The sequence below is a fragment of the Roseateles sp. P5_E1 genome (genome assembly GCF_054049335.1).
In genome coordinates, this window is sequence record NZ_JBFUMN010000012.1 from 1 (window position 1) to 19,316 (window position 19,316).

Here is a 19,316-nt window from a genome sequence, read left to right on the forward strand (position 1 = left end):
CTCCTCGCGCCCGGCGCACTGGCAGCGCCAGCGCCACGCCCACGACCGCCACGTCCACCCGCACCGGAGGCGCCGCCGGCCGGCACCTTGATGACCTCGGCCTTGCCACCGTCCCGCAGGCGGTCGGCGCCGTCGGTCACGACCTGGTCACCCTCCTTCAGCTCGCCCTGCACGGCGGTGGCATCGCCATCGGTCGCCAGGGTCTGCACCTTGCGAAGGGCCACCTGGCCGTCGGCCACCACGTAGACAAAGATGCCCTGCGAGCCGCGCTGCACGGCCGCGGTCGGCACAACCAGGACATCCTTCAGCGTGTCCAGCTGCAGGCGCACATTGACGAACTGGTTGGGGAAGAGACCGCCGTCCTTGTTGTCGAACAGGGCCTTGACCTTGATGGTGCCAGTGGTGGCGTCGATGGCGTTGTCGGTGCTGGCGACGCGGCCCTCGGCCAGCTTGGTGCGGCGCTCGCGGTCCCAGGCCTGCACGGGCAAGGCCTGCTTGTCGCCCAGCTGCTGGCGGATGCGAGGCAGGCGCGCGTCCGGCACGGCGAAGACGACCGCGGCCGGCTGGATCTGGGCGATGGTCAGCAGCCCGTTGGCGTCGCCGGGCGTGATGTTGTTGCCGAGGTCGGCCTGCTTCAGGCCCGCCTGGCCGGCGATGGGCGCGGTGACGCGGGTGTAGGACAGCTGCAGCTTGGCGTTGTCCACCGCCGCCTGGTCCGACAGCAGTGTGGCTTCCAACTGGCGCACGAGGGCCTGCTGGGTGTCGAGCTGCTGGCGCGGCGCAGCCTCCTTGGCGACGAGGTCCCTGTAGCGGGCAAGGTCGGCGCGGGCGTTCTCCAGCTGGGCCTGGTCKCGCGCCAGCGTGCCCTGGGCCTGGTCGCGGACGATCTCGTAGGGCTTGGGATCGATGAGGGCGAGCACCTGGCCGGCTTTCACCGGCTGGCCCTCGTGGAAATAGATGGCCTTCAGCTCGCCGCTGACCTTGGCGTGCACGATGGCCGTGTTGGCCGAGGCGATGCTGCCGATGGCGTCGACGATGACGGCCATGTCGCGCTTTTGCACGGCGGCCACCGTGACCGGCTGCGGCCCGCTGCGGCCGAAGCGCCCGCCCGCGGGCCGGCCCGACCCGCCGGCACCGGATGCAGCGGACGCCGCACCTGCCGGCCCGTCAGCGCCGCCTTCGCCGCCCCGGCCCTTCCACCACCACGCCGCGCCCGCGATGACGATGACGACTACCGCGACCCAGATCCAGGTTTTGCTGCCCTTGGATTCCTTGTTCTGCATTCGGTCCACTCCTGGTTGCAGCCAAGTTTCCCGGCCGAATGTAGCTGCAGCATTGCTGGGTCTCAAAGCTACGATCATGGTCATGATCAAGCTGATGGTGGGCCTGGGCAATCCAGGTGCCGAGTACGAAGACACGCGCCACAACGCCGGTTTCTGGTGGATCGATGGCCTGGCCCGGGGCCTCAAGGTGAGCCTGGCGCCCGACAAGGCCTATCACGGCCTGGTGGCCCGCGTGAACCAGGCGCCGGGCGCCAGCGGCCCCATCTGGCTGCTGCAGCCCATGACCTATATGAACCTGTCCGGCAAGTCGGTCGCGGCGCTGGCGCGCTTCTTCAAGATCGCGCCGGAAGAGATCCTGGCCATCCACGACGAGCTGGACCTGTCGCCCGGCGAGATGAAGTTCAAGAAGGGCGGCGGCGACGGCGGCCACAACGGCCTGAAGGACATGCGGGCTCAGCTTGGCAGCGGGGACTTCTGGCGGCTGCGGCTCGGCATCGGCCACCCGGGCCACAAGGATGAGGTGGCCGGCTATGTGCTGCGCAAGCCGCCGCTGGCCGAGCGCCAGGCGGTGGAGGACTGCATCGAGAAGAGCTACGGCGCCGTCGAGCTGATGCTGCGCGGCGACATGGACAAGGCGCTGGCCAAAATTCACGCCAAACCGCCGCGGCCCAAGCCGCCCAAACCCCAGCCGCCAGTAGACACTCCGGCCTCATGAAGCCTCTGCTGCTGATTCTGGCCCTCGCACTCGCACTGCCTGTTCTGGCGCAGACCCAGACGCGCCGCGCCCAGGTCTACCGCTGCGGCCTCGACGGTCGCGACCTGCGCGACTCGCCCTGCCCCGGTGGCAGCGCGGCCAGCAGCGTCGACTACGACCAGCCCAGCGCCGCCGACAGCAAGGCGGCGCGCGACCGCCACTTCGCGGACTCCCGGCAGGCTGCGGTCCTGGCCCAGTCTCGCCGCGCCAGCGAGGCTGAAGCCCGCCACCTGCGCGCTCAGGCAGTCGGCTTGCAGGCGCCGCCACCGCCCGCCCAGGCGGCCAGCGCCCCACAAGTCACCCATCTGAAGCCGCCGAAGACGGCCAAACCGCACAAGCCCTCCACCGCCGCCAGCGGCCATCGATAGAATCCGCGCCGTTGGTGCTCGCGCCCGCCTTCACGGCGGCTGCAGTTCAACGGGAATCAGGAGGACGAGCGGTCACGCCGCAGATCTAACCTGAGCTGTCCCCGCAACGGTAAGTGGACGAGGCCTTGGCGCCTCACTGTTCGACCACATAGCCACTGGTGCGTGCACCGGGAAGGCGTCGAGCAGAACTCAAGTCCATCAGCCCGGATACCGGCCAACGACGGGGCCGCCTCGCGCACTTGCGCGGTGGCCGTTTTTCAGCCTTGCTGCGGGGGTCAGCGCGGCTGGGTGTTCGTTCGCGTCTCCTCTCATGTCTCATTCCCTCCTCGCGGCCCGTCGGTCGCTGCTCGCCCTGGCCGTGCTGGCCCTGGCTTCGTCCGCCCACGCCCAGAACAAGCTCGACACCGTCGTCACCACCGCCGCGCGCACGCCCCAGCGCCTGTCGGAAGTGCTGGCCGACCTGACCGTCATCACCCGCGCCGACATCGAGCGCCAGGCCGCCGCCAGCGTGGCCGACCTGCTGCGCAACAACGGCTGTGCCGAGATGGTCCGCAACGGCGGTGCGGCGTCCACGACCAGCCTCTTCCTGCGCGGCGCCGATACGCGCCACACGCTGGTCCTCGTCGACGGCGTGCGCATGGACTCGCAGTCCACCGGCGGCGCCAGCTGGCAGGGCATCCCGGTTTCGCAGGTCGAGCGCGTGGAAGTGCTGAAGGGACCGGCCAGCGCCATCTACGGCTCGGATGCCGTCGGCGGCGTCGTGCAGATCTTCACCCGTAAAGCAGGAGGGAATGGCGGCGGCAAGATCAGCGCCGATTTCGGCGTGGGCCTGGGCACCCAGGGCACGATGAAGGCCGACGGCGGCCTGTTCGGCAGCCAAGGCATCATCGACTTCGCCTTCACCGGCGCCATCGAGGAGAGCGACGGCTTCAACTCGACGATCGACGTGCCCGGCTCCTTCAGCTACATCCCTGACCGGGACGGCTGGCGCAAGTACCAGGGCACGGCTCGCATCGGCGCCCAACTGGCCGAGGGCCATCGCGCCGAAATCATCGTCATCAAGAACCACGCGAACGCGCAATACGATTCCTCCAAGTCCCGGCCCCTCGTGGATGACCACACCGTGCAGGACACCGACGCCACCCGTCTGGCCTGGACGGCGCAATGGGCCCCGGCGCTGCAGACCCAGCTCAGCTACGGCGAGTCGCGCGACCGCTACGAGACCTCACCCTCGCCCTATCTGACCATCACCAAGGTCAAGAACCTGGCGCTGACCGGCTCCTATGTGCTGGGCCAGGGCCAGCAGATCAACTTCCAGGGCGAGCGCATCGAGGACAAGCTGGAGAACAGCGGCCTTGTGACCGCCGGCGTCGGCAAGCGCCACCGCAATGCCATCGGCGCGGGCTATCTGCTCAATGCCGGTGCCTTCAGCCTGCAAGCCCACGCCCGCCACGACAACGACAGCCAGTTCGGCAGTGTCGACACCGGCACCCTGCTGGCCGGCTATGAGGTCGTGACCGGCCTGCGCGTCGTCGGCTCGGTCGGCAATGCCTTTCGCGCACCGACCCTCTACCAGCAGGGCACGGTCTACGGGCCAGACCTCAGCAAGCCTGGCGTCAAGCCGCTCGAAGCCGAGCGCGGCCGCAATGTCGAATTCGGCCTGAAGTACGGCGTTGGCGACACCGAGCTCACGGCCACGGCCTACCGCAACCGCGTCAGCAACCTCATCATCTTCGGCGCCGCCGGCAGCTGCCAGAGCGCCTTCGGCTGCTATCAGAACGTGGCGGCGGCCCGCCTGCGCGGCGTGACCCTGGCCGGCAATACCAAGGCCGGCAGCGTGAACCTGCGCGCCACCATGGACTTCCAGAAGCCTACGGACGCCAGCACCGGGCTGCTGCTGGCCCGCCGCGCCAAGCGCCTGGCCACGGTCGGCGCCGACACCGAGCTGGGCGACTGGGTGCTGGGCAGCAGCGTGCAGGCCTCCGGCGCGCGCTGGGACAACGCCGCCAACACGCGCAAGCTAGGCGGCTATGGCCTCGTCAACTTCAACGCGCAGTACAAGATCCGCAAGGATCTGAAGCTGCAGCTGAACCTGGACAACGCCTTCGACCGCGAGACGTCGACGGCCTATGGCTATGCGTCGGCGCCGCGCACGGCGCTGATCAGCCTGCGCTGGAGYCCCACCCTCTAAGCTCGCGCTGATGAGCACACACGAACTCATCGTCGGCGGCCAGCGCAGCGGCAAGTCGCGCCGGGCCGAAAGGCTGGCGCTACGCTGGACGGGCCGCGTTGCCGTCATCGCCACGGCGCTGGCAGCGGACGACGAGATGCGTGCGCGCATCGCCCACCACCGCGCCACAAGGCCGGCGGGCTTCGAGACTGTCGAAGCCCCGCTGGCCCTGAGCGCGGCGCTTCAACAAGTCGATGACGACCGTACCTTGATCGTCGTCGACTGCCTGACGCTGTGGCTCGTGAACTGGCTGATGCCGATGAGCGGCGCGCCCGATGCGGCCGGCTGGCCGGCCGAGCGCACCGCGCTGCTGGATCTGCTGCCACGCTTGAAGTCGCCCGTCGTCTTCGTCTCCAACGAGGTCGGCTGGGGCGTGTCGCCGCTGGGTCGAGAGGTGCGCGACTACATCGACGAGCTTGGCCGCCTGAACCAGGACGTCGCGCGCCTGTGCGGCCGATTGACACTGATGGTCGCGGGCCAGGCCTGGACACGACCCGTCGAGGATTCGAACCATGCGTAGATTGCTTGCCCTGCTGCTGTTGGCCATTGCGCTGCCGGTTGCTGCCATCGACATCAAGGACGACCTCGGCCAGGTGACGCTGATCAGCACGCCGCCGCAGCGCATCGTCAGCCTGCTGCCTTCGCTGACCGAGACCGTCTGCGAACTCGGTGCCTGCGCCCGGCTGGTCGGCGTCGACCGCTATTCCAACTTCCCCGCCTCAGTGAACGCCCTGCCCAAGGTCGGCGGCATGGAAGACACCAATGTCGAGCTGATCGCGTCGCTCAAGCCCGATGTCGTGCTGGTGGCCGTGTCCTCGCGCGTGGCCGAGCGGCTGCGCGCCTTGGGCCTCAAGGTCGTCGTTCTGGAGCCGCGCAGCTACAAGGACGTTCAGCGCGTGCTGAACATCATCGGCCAGGTGCTCGGCGTGCCTGATGCCCAGCGCGTCTGGCGCCATATCGAGGCCGGCGTCGCCGCGGCGGCCAGCAGCGTGCCAGCGTCGGCGCGGGGCGTGCGCGTCTACTTCGAGGTCGCCCCCGGCATCTGGGCCGCCGGCGAGTCCTCCTTCATGGGCGAGACGTTGACCAAGCTCGGCGCCGGCAACATCATCCCGGCGTCGCTCGGCCCCTTCCCCAAGATCAACCCCGAGTTCGTCGTCAAGGCCAACCCGGCCTTGATCATGATCGGCCAGCGCGGCTCCGAAGGCCTGACCCAGCGCCCCGGCTGGGACCGCATCGACGCCGTCAAGCGCGGCCGCATCTGCATCTTCAAGCCCGAGGAGGGCGACATCCTCACCCGCCCGGGGCCGCGCATGGCCGAGGCGGCGCAGATCATGGCCCGCTGCCTGCGCGAGAAGGGCGCCTCGTGATGAACATCCGCCCCGGGCTGCTGCTGACGCTGCTGCTGCTCGTTGGTGCCGGCGGCGTGCTGGGGGGCGTGCTGGTCGGCAGCACCGGCTGGGCTGACCTCGGCGACGACAGCATGGGCATCATCCTGTGGGAGATCCGCCTGCCGCGCTCGTTGGGCGCCTGGTGGGCCGGCGCCCTGCTCGGCATGGCCGGTGCGATGTCGCAAGGCCTGTTCCGCAACCCGCTGGCCGATCCCTATCTGCTGGGCAGCGCCTCGGGCGCGGGTCTCGCGGTCGCCATCGCGCTGGCGCTGACCGGCATCTCGCCCCAGACCTCGTCGCTGCTGGCCCATGTCGGACTGACCGGCATCGCCTTCGTCGGCACGCTGGTTGGCGTGGGCCTGACGCTGATCCTGGCGCGCGGCGTCGAGCAGACGCTGCGCCTCTTGCTGGCCGGCGTCGTCGTCGGTGTCGTGCTGAACGCGCTGACCGGCCTGGCCACGCTGTGGGCGCCCGACATCCTGCGCGCCATGCAGGCCTTCCTGCTCGGCAACACCGGCCTGCTGGGCTGGAGCAGCGTCACGGTGATGACCGCCAGTGGCATCGCGGCCCTCGTCATCGGCCTGCTGGCCAGCCCGGCCCTGGATGCGCTGACGCTGGGCGAGGCCACCGCCGCGTCGCTGGGCGTGCGCATGGGCCTGATGCGGCTGCTGCTGATCCTGGCCTTTGCGCTGGCCACCGGTGCTGCCGTCGCGCAGACCGGCATCGTCGCCTTCGTCGGCCTGGTCGCCCCCCACCTCGTGCGCAGCCTCTGCCCCATGCTTCACGGCCGGCTGATCCTGATGTCGGCCGCGGCCGGCGGCGCCCTGCTGCTGGTGGCCGATGTGATCGCGCGCGGGTTGATGCGACCGCAGGAGCTGCCCGTCGGTCTCGTCACCGCGCTGCTGGGCGGCGTCTATCTTCTTGTGCTGATGCATAGACGCGGAGCGCCCAAGCGATGAATGCCCTGCACGCCCGCATCGCCCGCGTCCGCATCGACGGCCGCGACCTGATCAGCGACATCGATCTTGCCTTGCCCCAGGGCCGTTGGACGGCCATCGTCGGCCCCAACGGCGCCGGCAAGTCGACGCTGCTGCGCGCCATCGCCGGCCTGCAGCGTTGTGAAGGCAATGTGCTGCTCGGCGGCAAGCCGCTCAATGACTGGCCGTCCCGCGAGCGCGCCCGCCAACTGGCCTGGATGGGCCAGCAGGAGACCGGCGCCGACGACCTGACGGCCCAGGACGTCGTGCAGCTCGGCCGCCTGCCCCATCGCCCCTGGCTGGCGTCGCCCACTGCCGCCGACGAGGCCGCCGTACGGGCCGCGATGCAGGCCACGCAGAGCTGGGACTGGCGCGAGCGCCGTCTCGGTTCGCTGTCGGGCGGCGAACGCCAGCGCGTGCTGCTGGCGCGCGCCCTGGCCGTCGACGCGCCGCTGACGCTGATGGACGAACCCCTGGCCCACCTCGACCCGCCCCACCAGGCCGAATGGATGGCCCTGGCGCGTGAGCGCGTCGCCGCCGGCCACAGCGTCGTCAGCGTTCTGCACGAGCTGCATCTCGCGCTGCAGGCCGACCATCTCGTGCTGATGGCCGATGGCCGCATCGTGCACACCGGCGCACCGGCCGATGCAGCCACGCATGCGGCGCTGAAACGCGTCTTCGGTCCCCGCCTGCACATCGCACAGATCGAGGGCCGCTGGGTCGCCCTGCCTTTATGACCTCTTGCGCCGCCCTCTTCATCAGCGCCCCGTCCTCGGGATCGGGCAAGACCTGCGTCACTGCGGCGATTGCGCGCAGCCATGCACGGCGCGGCAAGCGCGTGCGCGTCTTCAAGACCGGGCCGGACTTCCTTGACCCCAGCATCCTCGAGCGCGCCAGCGGCCGCCCGGTCTACCAGCTCGACCTCTTCATGGGCGGCTTCGCCCACTGCCAGGCCCTGCTGGCCGAGGCCGCGCGCGAGGCTGACCTCATCCTCGTCGAAGGCGTCATGGGCCTGTTCGACGGCAACCCGAGCAGCGCCGACCTGGCCGTCGCCTTCGGGCTGCCCGTCGTCTGCGTCATCGACGCTTCGGCCATGGCCCAGACCTTCGCAGCGCTGGCGACGGGACTGCAGCGCTTCAGGCCCGAGCTGCACCACTGCGGCGTCATCGCCAACCGCATCGGCAGCGCGGCGCATGGGCGCATGCTCAGTGAAGGCCTGCCGGACGACCTGCCGCTGATTGCCGCGCTGCCGCGCGAGCCCAAGCTCATCCTGCCTGAGCGCCATCTCGGCCTCGTGCAGGCGCTTGAGCAGCCGAGGCTGGATACACAGCTCGATGCCTGGGCCGATGCCTGGGAAGCCGGGCTGCGGCCTGGCTTGGCCTTCAAGCCCCAGGCCTTTGAGGTGAACACTGAGCCGCCGCTGCCGCCGCTGCTCCACGGCCGCCGCATTGCCATCGCCCGCGACGCCGCCTTCGGCTTCATCTACGCAGCCAATGTCGACCTGCTCCGCGCCCTGGGCGCCGAACTGTCCTTCTTCTCGCCCATCCGCCATGAGGCCCTGCCGGTTTGCGATGCGCTGTGGCTGCCCGGCGGCTACCCCGAGTTGCATGTCGAGGCGCTGGGTGCCCACCCCACGCTGGCCGCAGCCCTGGCCGGCCATGTCGCCGCAGGTAAACCGCTGCTCGCCGAATGCGGCGGCATGCTGGCCCTGCTGGACTCACTGACCGACGCGGCCGGCGATACTCACCGCATGGTCGGCGTCATGCCCGGCCGCGCCCATGTGCAGCACCGCCTCGCGGCTCTGGGACTGCAGGCCATCGCCTGGCCCGAAGGCCCGTTGCGCGGCCACAGCTATCACTACTCGACGCTGGAGACGCCGCTGGCGCCGATCATGCGGGCCAGCAACCCCAATGGCGGCAACACCGCCGAGGCCCTCTACCAGCAGGGCTCGCTGCGGGCGAGCTATGTGCACCACTACTTCCCGTCCAACCCGGAGGCCATAGCGGCTTTCTTCAGGGGCTGACCCATGGAAATCGAACAACCTCCCGTCGACCGCGAACGCGTCATCCCCAGCGGCGAGCGCCGTGGCCTGGTGATCGTCCACACCGGCGACGGCAAGGGCAAGAGCACCGCCGCCTTTGGCCTCGCACTGCGCGCGCATGGCCGCGGCAAACCGGTGCGCATCTACCAGTTCATGAAGGTACCCAGCGCCCGCTTCGGCGAGCACCGCGTGTTCGAGCAACTGGGCGTGCCGATCGAAGGCCTGGGCGACGGCTTCTCTTGGAAGAGCAAGGACCTGGAGCACTCCGCCGAACTCGCCCGCGAGGGCTGGGGCCGCGCCGAATCGGTCATCCGTGCGGGCGACCATTTCCTCGTCGTGCTGGACGAGATCATGTACCCGCTGCGCTACGGCTGGCTGGCGCTGGAGACGGTGCTGGCCTGCCTGCGCGAGCGCCCGCCGCATGTGCACGTCGTGCTGACGGGGCGTGGCGCGCCGGCCGAACTGATCGAGCTGGCCGACACGGTCACCGAGATGGCGATGATCAAGCACCACTACAAGGCCGGCGTACCGGCGCAGCGGGGGATCGAGGATTGAGCGCCCTCATCATCTGCACCACCTGCGCCGATGGCCAGGGCCAGGCTCTGCTGGAAGCCGTCGAAAACGAGGCGCTGGCACGCGACTGGTTGCTGCCCGTTCGGGGACAAGCCTGCATGGCTGCCTGCAAGCAGAGCTGCACGGCGGCCCTGCAAGGCCCTGGCAAGCACAGCTATCTGTTCGGGCAGCTCGCGCCCGACGCCGCCAGCGTCGACGCGCTGCTGTCGGTGGCCGCCCAACATTCGGAGCCGGGTGACGGCCTGCTGGCCTGGGACCGCCGGCCTGATCGACTCAAGGGCGGCCTGGTGGCCCGCCTGCCACCGCTGGGCATATGAACCTGCTGCTGCCGCTGGCCATGATGGTGGCTCTGCTGGTGGATCGCCTGGGCGAGCCGCCGAGCTGGGCCCATCCTGTCGTCGGCATGGGGCGCTATCTTGGCCTGTTCAAGCTGACGAAGCTACCGCCAGCCGTCGGCTTCATCGCCGGCGCGCTGGCCTGGCTGGTCGGCGCGGCGCTGGTGGCCTTCATCGCGCTGTGGCTGGAGGGCTGGGTGCTGCTTTTGCTGCAGCCTTGGCATTCACCGCTGCGCCTCGTCGGCGCTGCCTTGGCTGTCGGCCTGCTGCTCAAGCCACTGCTGGCTTGGCGCATGCTGGCCGAGGAGGCGCTGGCCGTGGAAGCCGCATTGAATGAATCGCTGGAAGCTGGACGCGCGCGGCTGTCGCGCCTGGTCAGTCGCGACACGTCGGCCTTGACCGAGACCGAGGTGCGCGAGGCTGCCATCGAGACGCTGGCCGAGAACCTCAACGATTCGGTCATCGCGCCGCTGTTCTGGTTCGCCATCGCCGGACTGCCGGGTGCGGCCATCTACCGCTTCGCCAACACGGCGGACGCGATGTGGGGCTACCGCGACGCGCGCGAGTGGTGCGGCAAATGGGCGGCGCGGGCGGACGACCTGCTGTCATGGCTGCCGGCCCGGCTGACGGCGCTGGTACTGATGCCGCCCTCCTTCGCCCGACTGCCGCGCGAAGCCCGGCGCACGCCCTCCCCCAACAGCGGCTGGCCCATGGCGGCGATGGCGTTGCGGCTGGGCCGGCGGCTGTCCAAGCCCGGCGTCTATGCATTGAATGCCGAAGGGAGCCCCGTGCAGGCCGGCGATGTGCACGCTGCCCGCGCCGTCGCCCAGCAGGCCGTCTTTGCCGGTGCCGTGCTGCTTGCCGCGCTCGCCTGGGCGTTGAGGGCATGAACGCGCCTATGCTGCCCGAGCATGGGGGACCGGATGAGGGTCCGCCAGCAGCACACGACTTCTCGACCAATGCCAGCCCGCTGGGCCCGCCGCCGACGCTGATGAACGCCGTGCAAACCGCCGACCGTCAGGCCTACCCCGACCCGAACTACCGCACGCTGCGCCGCCATCTCGGTGACGCGGACCTGGTCCTGCCCACGGCCGGTGGCGCAGAGGGCATTCGCCGGCTGACGCTGGCGGCGATGTTGACGGGTCGCCGCGAGGTCTGGGTGCCGCAACCCGGCTTTGGCGACTACGCCCTCGCCGCCCAGGCGTTGGGCCTGCCGGTGAAGCCCTATGCCGCGCCCGTCGACATCCGACCGACGGCGCCGGCCGTGGTCTGGATCTGCGAGCCTTGCAACCCGACCGGCGCCAGCGTGCCGGTATGGCCGCAGCTCGATGCCCTGGTCGTGATCGACCGCGCCTACGAGCCGCTGCGCCTGCACGGCGACAGCCCTGCCCTGCCGCCCGGAGCCTGGCAGCTCATCTGCCCCAACAAGGCCCTGGGCCTGACCGGCGTACGCGCGGGCTATCTCATCGCGCCAGCCGCCGACCCGCTCTGGTCCCGTGCGTTGTCGCTGGCGCCGAGCTGGGTGCTGTCGGCCGAGGGCGTGACCATGCTGATGCACTGGCACAACGACGACACGCAAGCCTGGCTGGCCAAGGCCCGCAATCAGCTGCGTGAATGGACGGCACAGCAGCGCAAGATGCTGGCTGGCCTGGACTGGCTGCAGCGACCCAGTTGCACCCACTTCTGGCTGGCTCGCCCACCGCGACCTGACATCGCGACCCGGCTGCGCGAGCGCAGCATCCGCGTGCGCGACGCAACCAGTTTCGGCCTGCCCGGTTGGGTGCGCGTGTCAGCCCAACCTCCCGCCTCGCAGCAGGCACTGCAGCAGGCCCTGCTTGAAATCGAAAGCGAAGACTCATGAGTGCAGCGCCGGGCCGTCCCAAGCAAACTCGCTCCCGCTCGGCGGGACAGGCCGTAGGCCGAAGGGTGCATCAATGATCAGTAAAGCAGTGATGGTGCTCGGCACGACGAGCGGCGCGGGCAAGAGCTGGCTGGCCACGGCCCTGTGCCGCTGGTATGCCCGCCAGGGGCTCAAGGTCGCGCCCTTCAAGGCCCAGAACATGAGCAACAACGCGCGCGTCGTGCCCGGCTTGAACGGCCTGATGGGCGAGATCGGCTCAGCGCAGTACTTCCAGGCCCTGGCCGCCAACCGCGTGCCCGAGGTGCGCATGAATCCGGTGCTGCTCAAACCCGAGGCGGATACGCAGAGCCAGGTCGTCGTGCTTGGCGAAGTGGACCCGGCCATGGCCACCATACCCTGGCGCGAACGCAGCGCGCTGCTGAAGCCCCGCGCCCGCGCGGCCCTGCACGAGCTGATGCGGGAGAACGATGTCGTCGTCATCGAAGGCGCGGGCTCGCCGGCGGAGATCAACCTGGYGCCCAGCGACTACGTCAACCTCGGCACCGCTCGCGACGCCAACGCCGCCTGCCTGATCGTCACCGACATCGACCGCGGCGGCGCCTTCGCCCACCTGTATGGCACCCACCAGCTGATGCCCGATGACGTGCGCGCCCAGGTGCGTGGCTTCGTGCTGAACCGCTTCCGCGGCGACGCCGGCCTGCTGTCGCCCGGGCCCGAGCAGCTCGAGCACCTGACCGGCGTGCCCACCATCGCCACGCTGCCGATGTGGCGGGGCCACGGCCTGCCCGAGGAGGACGGCGTCTTCGACGACGCCAGCACAGGCCACGCCGGCAGCGGCCTGCGCATCGCCGTCGTCGCCTACCCGCGCATCTCCAACCTCGACGAATTCCAGCCGCTGCGCCAGTTGCCCGGCGTGCGCCTGAGCTGGGCGCGCGAGCCCAAGGACCTGGCCGGCGTGGACTGGATCATCCTGCCCGGCTCCAAGTCCACCGCCGCCGACCTCGCCTGGCTGCGCGCGCAAAAGCTCGACGCCGCCATCAACAGCCACCGCGGCCGCGTGCTCGGCATCTGCGGCGGCCTGCAGATGCTGGGCGAGGCGCTGATCGACCCGCATGGCCTGGACGGCAATGCGCCGGGCCTGGGCCTGCTGCCGCTGGTGACCGTTTTCGAGCCCGAGAAGCTGCTGCGCAGCGCGGAGTTCAGCTTCTCCACGTCGCTGGACGGCGGCTGGCAGGCCCTGGCCGGTGTGCAGGCCAGTGGCTATGAGATCCGCCACGGCCGCACCCAGCCTCACGCCGGCCTGCCGCCGCCGCGCGTGGCGCTGCGCAATGCCGCCGGCGAGGCGGTGGGCTGGCAGGCCGGCCAGGTGCTGGGCGTCTACGCCCACGGCCTGTTCGAGCAGCCGGCCGTGCTCAAGGCCCTGTTCGGCCAGGCTGGCCGGTCGCTGGATGCCGTCTTTGATGGGCTGGCGGACTTCATCGACCTGCACTTTCAACCGGGCAAGATTGCGGGTTTGATCGGCTGACGAATTTCCGCATGCGCCGCCTCCTTGCCACCGCCCTGCTCGCCCTGCCCCTGGCCGCCCACGCCTGGGGTTCTGACGGCCACCAGACCGTCGCGACCATCGCTGCCGGCCTCATCAAAGGTACCCCGGCTGAAGCCCGCGTCGCCGGGCTGCTGGGCGACATGCCGCTTTCGCTGGCCTCGATCTGGGCCGACTGCGTGAAGGGCATCGCGCCCAGCCAGGGCTATACCTATCCCGCGCCGGGCAAGTACCCCGCGTGCGCCGCGCTGGAGACGCCCGCACGCATCGCCGAGATGGCCGACTACGTGCGCCGCAACGACCGGCAGTGCCAGTTGGGCCTCGACGAGGACAGCTGCCACAAGCAGACCCACTACGCCGACATCGCCGTGCAGCGCGGGCGCTACCTACCGAAGGTGACCGGCACGCGCCCGGATGACGTCGTCGGCGCGCTGCGTGCGGCCATCCTGGTGCTGCAGGGCAAGCCCTCGCCCGGTCAGCCCAACTTCAAGAACCAACGCGAGGCCTTGCTGGTACTGGTGCATCTGGTGGGCGACATCCACCAGCCGCTGCACGTCGGCAGCGTCTATCTCGACGCCCAGGGGCAGCGTGTCGACCCCGACAAGCAGGGCTTCGATCGCGCCAGCTTCACCATCGGTGGCAACAGCTTGCTGCTCGATCCGGCCACGACGACGGGGTCGAAGAATTTCCATTCGTACTGGGACAACGTGCCTGAGGAATTCAGGCCCCAGCATGTCGATGCCGACTGGCTGGCCGAGGCGCGCCAGGTTGGTGCCGACCCAGGCACTGCGGTCGACTGGCCGCCCCACTGGGCCACGCAGTCACTGGAGCAAGCCGGACGCGTCTTCGACGGGTTGAAGTTCTCGGCCAGGCAGGGCTCGCAGTGGGACATCGAACTGCCCGGCGGCTACGGCGCCAGGGCAGACGCCATCAAGCGCCAGCAGCTGACGCGCGCAGGAGCTAGGCTGGCCCGGGTGCTGCAGGCAGCGTTCCCGCGGTAGCCGCGGCGGTGAGGCGTTGATACTTCTGCATCAAGGTCTCCCGGCTCTCGATATGGGCCGGGTTGATCGGGATGCACGCGACTGGGCAGAGCATCACGCACTGCGGCTCGTCGAAGTGGCCGACGCACTCGGTGCACTTGCTCGGCTCGATCTTGTAGAACTCCTCGCCCATCGAGATCGCGTTGTTCGGGCAGGCGGGCTCGCAGACGTCGCAGTTGATGCATTCGTCCGTGATCATCARCGCCATGGRAYRCCTCCATCGGSCTGGCGGACGAATACGGCAAGCGCCTGCATGCGCTCGCCGCGCGYGGCGGGGCAAGGCATGCCTTGCCGATTCCCGCCCCGCGTGTCCGTGATCATCARCGCCATCGTCAGCCCCCCTTCCTGCAGCGCTCGTTCAGCCGCGCCAGTACCCCGGGCGACACAAACTCCGCCACCTCGCCACCCAGCGTCGCGATCTCGCGCACGAAGGTGCTGGACGTGTACTGGTGGTGTTCGCCGGGCGTCAGGAAGATGGTCTCGACCTCGGGCATGAGCTTGCGGTTCATGCCGGCCATCTGGAACTCGTATTCGAAGTCGCCACCGGTGCGCAGGCCACGCACGACGACACGGCCGGCGTGGGTGCGCACGAAGTCGCGCAGCAGACCGTCGAAGGCGATGACCTCGACATTGCCCAGCGGTGCCGCCACTTCCTGGGCCATCGCCAGCCGCTCGTCCAGGGAAAACATGGTCTTCTTGTGATGGCCGACCGCCACCGCCAGCACCAGGCGCTCGAACATCGCGGCAGAACGGCGCATCAGGTCCTCGTGGCCCAGCGTGATCGGGTCGAAGGTGCCCGGGTAGATGGCCGTGATGGTGGTGCGGGTCGTCATGCGGCTGGATTGTCCTCGCGACGCAGCAATTGGTAGTGCACGGCGCCGGCTCGGCCCTGGCGCCAGGTCGTGAATCCGGCCGGGGGAGCGATCTCGCCCGGGGATTCGACGTAGATCAGCCCGCCTTCGGCCAACAGCGGCATGGCAGCAGCCAGCGCGCGGTCGAAGAGGTTGTCGGCGAACGGCGGGTCAAGAAAAATGAGGTCGAAGCGGTCCGCGCAGGCCGTCATCCAGTTCAGCGCATTGGCCCGGTGGATGGTGAGGGCCGTGGCCTGCAAACGCTTCTGGCTGGCCCTCAAGCCGTCCACCAGCGCTGCCTCGCGCTCGATCATCACCACGGCCTCCGCCCCGCGCGACGCGGCCTCGAAGCCCAGTGCGCCGCTGCCCGCAAAGGCGTCCAGCACGCGCCAGCCGTCCAGCGTCTGGCCCAGCCAGTTGAAGAGGGTTTCGCGAATGCGGTCCGACGTGGGGCGCAGCCCAGGCAGGTCAGGCACGGGCAGCTTGGAGCGTTTCCACTGGCCGCCGATGATGCGAACTTCGCCCATCTACTGGCGGACCGGAATCCCGCGCGCCGCCATCAAGGCCTTGGCCTCGCCCACAGTGTGCTCGCCGAAGTGGAAGATGCTGGCGGCCAGCACGGCGTCGGCGCCGCCGATCGTGATGCCGTCGGCTAAGTCATCCAGCGAGCCCACGCCGCCGGAGGCGATGACGGGCACGGGCACGGCGTCGGACACGGCGCGGGTCAATTCGAGGTCGAAGCCGCTCTTGGTGCCGTCGCGATCCATGCTGGTCAGCAGGATCTCGCCAGCGCCGAACTCGGCCATCTTGCGGGCCCAATCGACGGCGTCAAGGCCGACGTTCTTGCGGCCGCCGTGGGTGTAGACGTCCCAGCCCGAACCATCCGCGCGGCGCTTGGCGTCGATGGCGACAACGATGCATTGGGCGCCGTACTTGTCGCTGGCGGCACGGATCAGGTCGGGGTCGGCGACTGCCGCCGAGTTGAAGGACACCTTGTCGGCGCCGGCGTTCAGCAGCCGCCGCACGTCGGCCACCGCGCGCACGCCGCCGCCCACGGTCAGGGGAATGAACACCTTCGAGGCGACGGCTTCGATGATGTGCAGGATGAGGTCGCGACCATCGCTGGTAGCCGTGATGTCGAGGAAGGTCAGCTCGTCGGCGCCCTGCTCGTTGTAGCGCGCGGCGATATCCACCGGATCGCCCGCATCACGCAGGCCGACGAAGTTGACGCCCTTGACCACGCGGCCGGCGGTGACGTCGAGGCAGGGAATGATGCGTTTGGCAAGCATGACGGGGATACGGAAGCGAGGGCTGAATTATTCCCTCGATGGTTAGGGGCTTCGCGGCGGAACCGAACTGGCGCTCAATCCGTAGCTTCGCAAGTTCCACCACCACAACAGGAGATGACGATGAGACTGACCTCCCCCGCCCTGCTCGCCGCAACCCTCGCCCTGGGCGCCGCCGCTGCCTCGGCTCACCCGGTGACCTATATCGGCACGCTGAGCAACCTCGGTGAACCTGCCGCGGCGGCCGGATCGCTCGGCACGGGCACGGTCAGTGTGATCTTCGATGACGACACCTTCTCGATGAAGGTGAACGTGACCTTCAGCAATCTGACCGGCAGTGTCACGGCCAGCCATATCCACTGCTGCACGGCGGCGGCCGGGGGGGGCTCGGCGGGCGTCGCGACGCCGGTACCGAGCTTCCCGGCCTTTCCCTCGGGCGCGGGTGTCATGTCGGGCACCTATTCGATGACCTTCGACATGACGCAGACATCGAGCTGGAACCCTGCCTTCGTCACGGCCAATGGCGGCAATGTGTCGAGCGCCTTTGCCGCCTTCGCGACCGGCCTGGCCGACGGCAAGGCCTATCTGAACATCCACTCCACGCTGTCGACCGGCGGCGAGATCAGGACCTTCCTCGTGGCTGCACCGGTACCTGAGCCCGAGACTTACGCGCTGATGCTGGGCGGCCTGGGCGCGCTGGCCCTGCTGGCCCGCCGGCGCAGTCGCTGAGAGGCTCTCAGCCGGCCGCTGCGATGAGTTCGTCCGCCCGCACCTGGGCGGCCGTGAAGTCCAGCGCGCCGGTGTAGATGGAGCGGCCGCAGATGACGCCCTCGACGCCGTCGCCCATGACGGCGCACAGGCGCTCGATGTCGGCAATGTCCGAGAGACCACCCGAGGCGATCACCGGGATGGTGAGCGCCTGGGCCAGCTTGACGGTGGCCTCGATGTTGATGCCGGTCAGCATGCCATCGCGGCCGATGTCGGTGTAGATGACGCCTTCGACGCCGTAGTCCTGGAATTTCTGCGCCAGGTCGATGACCTCGTGGCCGGTCAGCTTGCTCCAGCCGTCGGTGGCAACCTTGCCGTCCTTGGCGTCCAGGCCCACGATGATGTGGCCGCCGAAGGCCGTGCAGGCGTCCCTCAGGAAGCCGGGGTTCTTGACCGCGGCGGTGCCGATGATGACGTAGCTCAGGCCATCGTCCAGGTAGCGCTCGATGGTGTCGAGGTCGCGGATGCCGCCGCCGAGCTGGATGGGGATCTCGTCGCCGATCTCCTTGATGATGGCCTTGATGGCTGGCTCGTTGACCGGCTTGCCCGCGAAGGCGCCGTTCAGGTCCACCAGATGCAGGCGCCGCGCGCCGGCGTCGAGCCAGCGGCGCGCCATCGCAGCGGGGTCTTCGCCGAAGGTGGTGGAGTCGTTCATGTCGCCTTGCTTGAGGCGGACACAGCGACCGTCTTTCAGGTCGATGGCAGGGATCAGCAGCATGGCCGGGGGCTGAGGGGCTGGAGGGGAAGGAAGGCGGGAGACGAGAAAGTGCAGACCCGTTCAGGGCTTCCAGTGCAGGAAATTGCGGTAGAGGGCGAGGCCCAGTGCGGCACTTTTCTCGGGGTGGAATTGGGTCGCAAAAATATTATCCCGGGCCACCGCGCAGGTAAAGCGAGCACCGTAGTCGGTCTCGCCGGCGCTGTGTTCCGGCAACGCAGTCGTCGCGTAGAAACTGTGCACGAAGTAGAACCAGCTCTCGTCCGGGATGCCATCCCAAACAGCATGCGCCCGCGGTTGGTGCACGCGGTTCCAGCCCATCTGCGGCACCTTGAAGCGGCTGCCGTCTTCCTGCAGCCGGCCTTCCAGGCGGAAGCGCTGCACGCGGCCCGGGATCAGCCCCAGGCCGGGCGTGTCCTGCTCCTCGCTGTGATCCAGCAGCATCTGCATGCCAACGCACACGCCCAGCAGCGGCTTGGTGGCGGCGGCTTCAAGCACGGCTTCCTTGACGCCCGAGTCGGCCAGCTCGCGCATGCAGTCGCGCATGGCGCCCTGGCCGGGCAGCACAACACGCTCGGCGGCGCGCACCACTTCAGGGTCGCAAGTGATGGCCACCTCGAAACCCTGGCCCTCGGCGGCATGGATGACAGCTTGAGACACCGAGCGGAGGTTGCCCATGCCGTAGTCCACGACGGCAACGGTGCGGGTCATGGCTTCCCCCGGGACAGGTCGACCAGCGCATTGCCCAGTGCCGTCACGGCGGGCTCGGACACGGCTTTGTCGACGCCGGGGAAGGTGGTGCGAAGCTTCCAGATGGAGCCACCGCCACTCCACAGCTGCACATAGCTGCGCAAAACTTCCTTCTCGGGGCGGTCGATCGTGGCCCAGCCCACCAAGACCTCGGTTCGGCTCTGGCCGTGGTTCTCATATTGCGCGACGACGTCGCGCACCTTGGTGTCGGGGTAACGCTGCTGCCAGCCTTTGACGATGCCGCTCATCGCGGACTTGAACTCCTCCAGCAACCGGGGATCTCGCGCAACGTCCTCGACGCGACCCAATTGGGCCTGGTAGATGTAGACGTCGGCCCACATGCCGCTCGGATGCTTGTAGCGGATGCTGCAGCCGCCGCCGGGCATGGTGGCTTCGAAGCCATGGGTCATCATGCGCTCAAAGCCCGGGCCCAGCATCTGGGGCATGTCCTCCTGGGTGCCCGGCCGCGGGCAAGGCTGCCCTTCCTGCGCCATGGCGCCCACGGCAAACAGGCCGCTCAACGCCAGTGCCGCGAGGCTGCGGAGCAAGGCGC

Annotated in this window: 23 protein-coding genes and 1 riboswitch; of the genes, 15 read left to right on the forward strand and 8 right to left on the reverse strand. The window is 69.2% G+C overall.

Annotated features, from left to right (window positions below):
* On the reverse strand, nt 1-1,283 hold a 1,283-nt coding region (locus ACXJKJ_RS12720; RefSeq protein WP_457390351.1), incomplete at its 3' end, for an MdtA/MuxA family multidrug efflux RND transporter periplasmic adaptor subunit.
* Between the two features lie 82 nt (nt 1,284-1,365).
* Between ACXJKJ_RS12720 and pth the strand changes: the two genes are divergently transcribed.
* From pth to ACXJKJ_RS12790, 14 genes are all read left to right on the forward strand, one after another.
* Nucleotides 1,366-1,998, forward strand: a complete 633-nt coding sequence (pth, locus tag ACXJKJ_RS12725; RefSeq protein ID WP_457323777.1) for an aminoacyl-tRNA hydrolase — start codon at nt 1,366-1,368, stop codon at nt 1,996-1,998.
* Nucleotides 1,995-2,405, forward strand: coding sequence for a hypothetical protein (locus tag ACXJKJ_RS12730; RefSeq protein ID WP_457390352.1), 411 nt, complete (start codon nt 1,995-1,997; stop codon nt 2,403-2,405). Before pth ends, ACXJKJ_RS12730 begins: the two co-directional genes overlap by 4 nt.
* A riboswitch (cobalamin riboswitch) is annotated at nt 2,401-2,638 on the forward strand. (Overlaps the previous gene by 5 nt.)
* A 77-nt stretch (nt 2,639-2,715) precedes the next feature.
* Entirely contained in the window at nt 2,716-4,596 is a 1,881-nt protein-coding gene (locus ACXJKJ_RS12735; RefSeq protein WP_457390353.1) for a TonB-dependent receptor domain-containing protein, read from the forward strand.
* Nucleotides 4,597-4,606: 10 nt separating this feature from the next.
* Nucleotides 4,607-5,155, forward strand: coding sequence for a bifunctional adenosylcobinamide kinase/adenosylcobinamide-phosphate guanylyltransferase (gene cobU / locus ACXJKJ_RS12740; protein WP_457390354.1), 549 nt, complete (start codon nt 4,607-4,609; stop codon nt 5,153-5,155).
* Nucleotides 5,148-6,002 (forward strand): ABC transporter substrate-binding protein, encoded by an 855-nt coding sequence (locus tag ACXJKJ_RS12745; protein ID WP_457390355.1) that lies wholly within the window; start codon nt 5,148-5,150, stop codon nt 6,000-6,002. The genes cobU and ACXJKJ_RS12745 overlap by 8 nt, the downstream gene beginning before the upstream one ends.
* Nucleotides 6,002-6,982: a FecCD family ABC transporter permease gene (locus tag ACXJKJ_RS12750; protein ID WP_056193766.1), complete on the forward strand. Its 981-nt coding sequence runs from the start codon at nt 6,002-6,004 to the stop codon at nt 6,980-6,982. Before ACXJKJ_RS12745 ends, ACXJKJ_RS12750 begins: the two co-directional genes overlap by 1 nt.
* Nucleotides 6,979-7,737 (forward strand): ABC transporter ATP-binding protein, encoded by a 759-nt coding sequence (locus ACXJKJ_RS12755; RefSeq protein ID WP_457390356.1) that lies wholly within the window; start codon nt 6,979-6,981, stop codon nt 7,735-7,737. The genes ACXJKJ_RS12750 and ACXJKJ_RS12755 overlap by 4 nt, the downstream gene beginning before the upstream one ends.
* Entirely contained in the window at nt 7,734-9,023 is a 1,290-nt protein-coding gene (locus tag ACXJKJ_RS12760) for a cobyrinate a,c-diamide synthase (protein ID WP_457390357.1), read from the forward strand. The genes ACXJKJ_RS12755 and ACXJKJ_RS12760 overlap by 4 nt, the downstream gene beginning before the upstream one ends.
* A 3-nt stretch (nt 9,024-9,026) precedes the next feature.
* Complete coding sequence (gene cobO / locus ACXJKJ_RS12765; protein WP_056193756.1) at nt 9,027-9,596, forward strand: cob(I)yrinic acid a,c-diamide adenosyltransferase; 570 nt, start codon at nt 9,027-9,029, stop codon at nt 9,594-9,596.
* On the forward strand, nt 9,593-9,931 hold the full coding sequence (locus tag ACXJKJ_RS12770; protein WP_457390358.1) for a DUF1636 family protein: 339 nt from the start codon (nt 9,593-9,595) through the stop codon (nt 9,929-9,931). The genes cobO and ACXJKJ_RS12770 overlap by 4 nt, the downstream gene beginning before the upstream one ends.
* The gene (gene cbiB, locus ACXJKJ_RS12775; protein WP_457390359.1) at nt 9,928-10,839 is read left to right on the forward strand and encodes an adenosylcobinamide-phosphate synthase CbiB; all 912 of its coding nucleotides are present in this window, start codon (nt 9,928-9,930) and stop codon (nt 10,837-10,839) included. The genes ACXJKJ_RS12770 and cbiB overlap by 4 nt, the downstream gene beginning before the upstream one ends.
* Nucleotides 10,836-11,810, forward strand: a complete 975-nt coding sequence (locus tag ACXJKJ_RS12780) for an aminotransferase class I/II-fold pyridoxal phosphate-dependent enzyme (protein WP_457390360.1) — start codon at nt 10,836-10,838, stop codon at nt 11,808-11,810. Before cbiB ends, ACXJKJ_RS12780 begins: the two co-directional genes overlap by 4 nt.
* 73 nt (nt 11,811-11,883) lie before the next feature.
* Complete coding sequence (locus ACXJKJ_RS12785) at nt 11,884-13,335, forward strand: cobyric acid synthase (protein ID WP_457390361.1); 1,452 nt, start codon at nt 11,884-11,886, stop codon at nt 13,333-13,335.
* 11 nt (nt 13,336-13,346) lie between these two features.
* The gene (locus ACXJKJ_RS12790) at nt 13,347-14,354 is read left to right on the forward strand and encodes a S1/P1 nuclease (protein ID WP_457390362.1); all 1,008 of its coding nucleotides are present in this window, start codon (nt 13,347-13,349) and stop codon (nt 14,352-14,354) included.
* Here ACXJKJ_RS12790 and ACXJKJ_RS12795 read toward each other — a convergent pair.
* The 4 genes from ACXJKJ_RS12795 to hisF form a co-directional block, all read right to left on the reverse strand.
* Nucleotides 14,314-14,601, reverse strand: coding sequence for a YfhL family 4Fe-4S dicluster ferredoxin (locus ACXJKJ_RS12795; RefSeq protein WP_056193738.1), 288 nt, complete (start codon nt 14,599-14,601; stop codon nt 14,314-14,316). The genes ACXJKJ_RS12790 and ACXJKJ_RS12795 overlap by 41 nt on opposite strands.
* A gap of 124 nt (nt 14,602-14,725) precedes the next feature.
* A complete protein-coding gene (gene coaD, locus ACXJKJ_RS12800; protein WP_056193735.1) occupies nt 14,726-15,226 on the reverse strand; it encodes a pantetheine-phosphate adenylyltransferase in 501 nt (166 codons plus the stop codon).
* Nucleotides 15,223-15,771, reverse strand: a complete 549-nt coding sequence (rsmD, locus tag ACXJKJ_RS12805) for a 16S rRNA (guanine(966)-N(2))-methyltransferase RsmD (RefSeq protein WP_457390363.1) — start codon at nt 15,769-15,771, stop codon at nt 15,223-15,225. Before rsmD ends, coaD begins: the two co-directional genes overlap by 4 nt.
* Complete coding sequence (hisF, locus tag ACXJKJ_RS12810; protein ID WP_457390364.1) at nt 15,772-16,533, reverse strand: imidazole glycerol phosphate synthase subunit HisF; 762 nt, start codon at nt 16,531-16,533, stop codon at nt 15,772-15,774. It lies immediately after the preceding gene.
* A gap of 120 nt (nt 16,534-16,653) precedes the next feature.
* On the opposite strand from hisF, the gene ACXJKJ_RS12815 reads away from it, so the two are divergent.
* Nucleotides 16,654-17,259, forward strand: coding sequence for a CHRD domain-containing protein (locus tag ACXJKJ_RS12815; RefSeq protein ID WP_457390365.1), 606 nt, complete (start codon nt 16,654-16,656; stop codon nt 17,257-17,259).
* Between the two features lie 7 nt (nt 17,260-17,266).
* Here ACXJKJ_RS12815 and hisA read toward each other — a convergent pair whose 3' ends face one another.
* From hisA to ACXJKJ_RS12830, 3 genes are read right to left on the reverse strand one after another with little or no spacing between them, the layout of a single operon-like run.
* A complete protein-coding gene (gene hisA / locus ACXJKJ_RS12820; protein ID WP_056193723.1) occupies nt 17,267-18,016 on the reverse strand; it encodes a 1-(5-phosphoribosyl)-5-[(5-phosphoribosylamino)methylideneamino]imidazole-4-carboxamide isomerase in 750 nt (249 codons plus the stop codon).
* A 60-nt stretch (nt 18,017-18,076) separates the two neighbouring features.
* Entirely contained in the window at nt 18,077-18,724 is a 648-nt protein-coding gene (gene hisH, locus ACXJKJ_RS12825) for an imidazole glycerol phosphate synthase subunit HisH (RefSeq protein WP_056193720.1), read from the reverse strand.
* Nucleotides 18,721-19,311, reverse strand: coding sequence for a hypothetical protein (locus ACXJKJ_RS12830; protein ID WP_457323442.1), 591 nt, complete (start codon nt 19,309-19,311; stop codon nt 18,721-18,723). Before ACXJKJ_RS12830 ends, hisH begins: the two co-directional genes overlap by 4 nt.
* Nucleotides 19,312-19,316: the final 5 nt, after the last annotated feature.

Coding starts and splice junctions, on each gene's coding strand:
- pth (WP_457323777.1), top strand. CDS start 1,366: ATGATCAAGCTGATGGTGGGCCTGGGCAATCCAGGTGCCGAGTACGAA.
- cobO (WP_056193756.1), top strand. CDS start 9,027: ATGGAAATCGAACAACCTCCCGTCGACCGCGAACGCGTCATCCCCAGC.
- hisA (WP_056193723.1), bottom strand. CDS start 18,016: ATGCTGCTGATCCCTGCCATCGACCTGAAAGACGGTCGCTGTGTCCGC.
- ACXJKJ_RS12750 (WP_056193766.1), top strand. CDS start 6,002: ATGAACATCCGCCCCGGGCTGCTGCTGACGCTGCTGCTGCTCGTTGGT.
- hisH (WP_056193720.1), bottom strand. CDS start 18,724: ATGACCCGCACCGTTGCCGTCGTGGACTACGGCATGGGCAACCTCCGC.
- coaD (WP_056193735.1), bottom strand. CDS start 15,226: ATGACGACCCGCACCACCATCACGGCCATCTACCCGGGCACCTTCGAC.
- hisF (WP_457390364.1), bottom strand. CDS start 16,533: ATGCTTGCCAAACGCATCATTCCCTGCCTCGACGTCACCGCCGGCCGC.
- ACXJKJ_RS12730 (WP_457390352.1), top strand. CDS start 1,995: ATGAAGCCTCTGCTGCTGATTCTGGCCCTCGCACTCGCACTGCCTGTT.
- cobU (WP_457390354.1), top strand. CDS start 4,607: ATGAGCACACACGAACTCATCGTCGGCGGCCAGCGCAGCGGCAAGTCG.
- ACXJKJ_RS12790 (WP_457390362.1), top strand. CDS start 13,347: ATGCGCCGCCTCCTTGCCACCGCCCTGCTCGCCCTGCCCCTGGCCGCC.
- ACXJKJ_RS12780 (WP_457390360.1), top strand. CDS start 10,836: ATGAACGCGCCTATGCTGCCCGAGCATGGGGGACCGGATGAGGGTCCG.
- rsmD (WP_457390363.1), bottom strand. CDS start 15,771: ATGGGCGAAGTTCGCATCATCGGCGGCCAGTGGAAACGCTCCAAGCTG.
- ACXJKJ_RS12755 (WP_457390356.1), top strand. CDS start 6,979: ATGAATGCCCTGCACGCCCGCATCGCCCGCGTCCGCATCGACGGCCGC.
- ACXJKJ_RS12760 (WP_457390357.1), top strand. CDS start 7,734: ATGACCTCTTGCGCCGCCCTCTTCATCAGCGCCCCGTCCTCGGGATCG.
- ACXJKJ_RS12815 (WP_457390365.1), top strand. CDS start 16,654: ATGAGACTGACCTCCCCCGCCCTGCTCGCCGCAACCCTCGCCCTGGGC.
- ACXJKJ_RS12745 (WP_457390355.1), top strand. CDS start 5,148: ATGCGTAGATTGCTTGCCCTGCTGCTGTTGGCCATTGCGCTGCCGGTT.
- cbiB (WP_457390359.1), top strand. CDS start 9,928: ATGAACCTGCTGCTGCCGCTGGCCATGATGGTGGCTCTGCTGGTGGAT.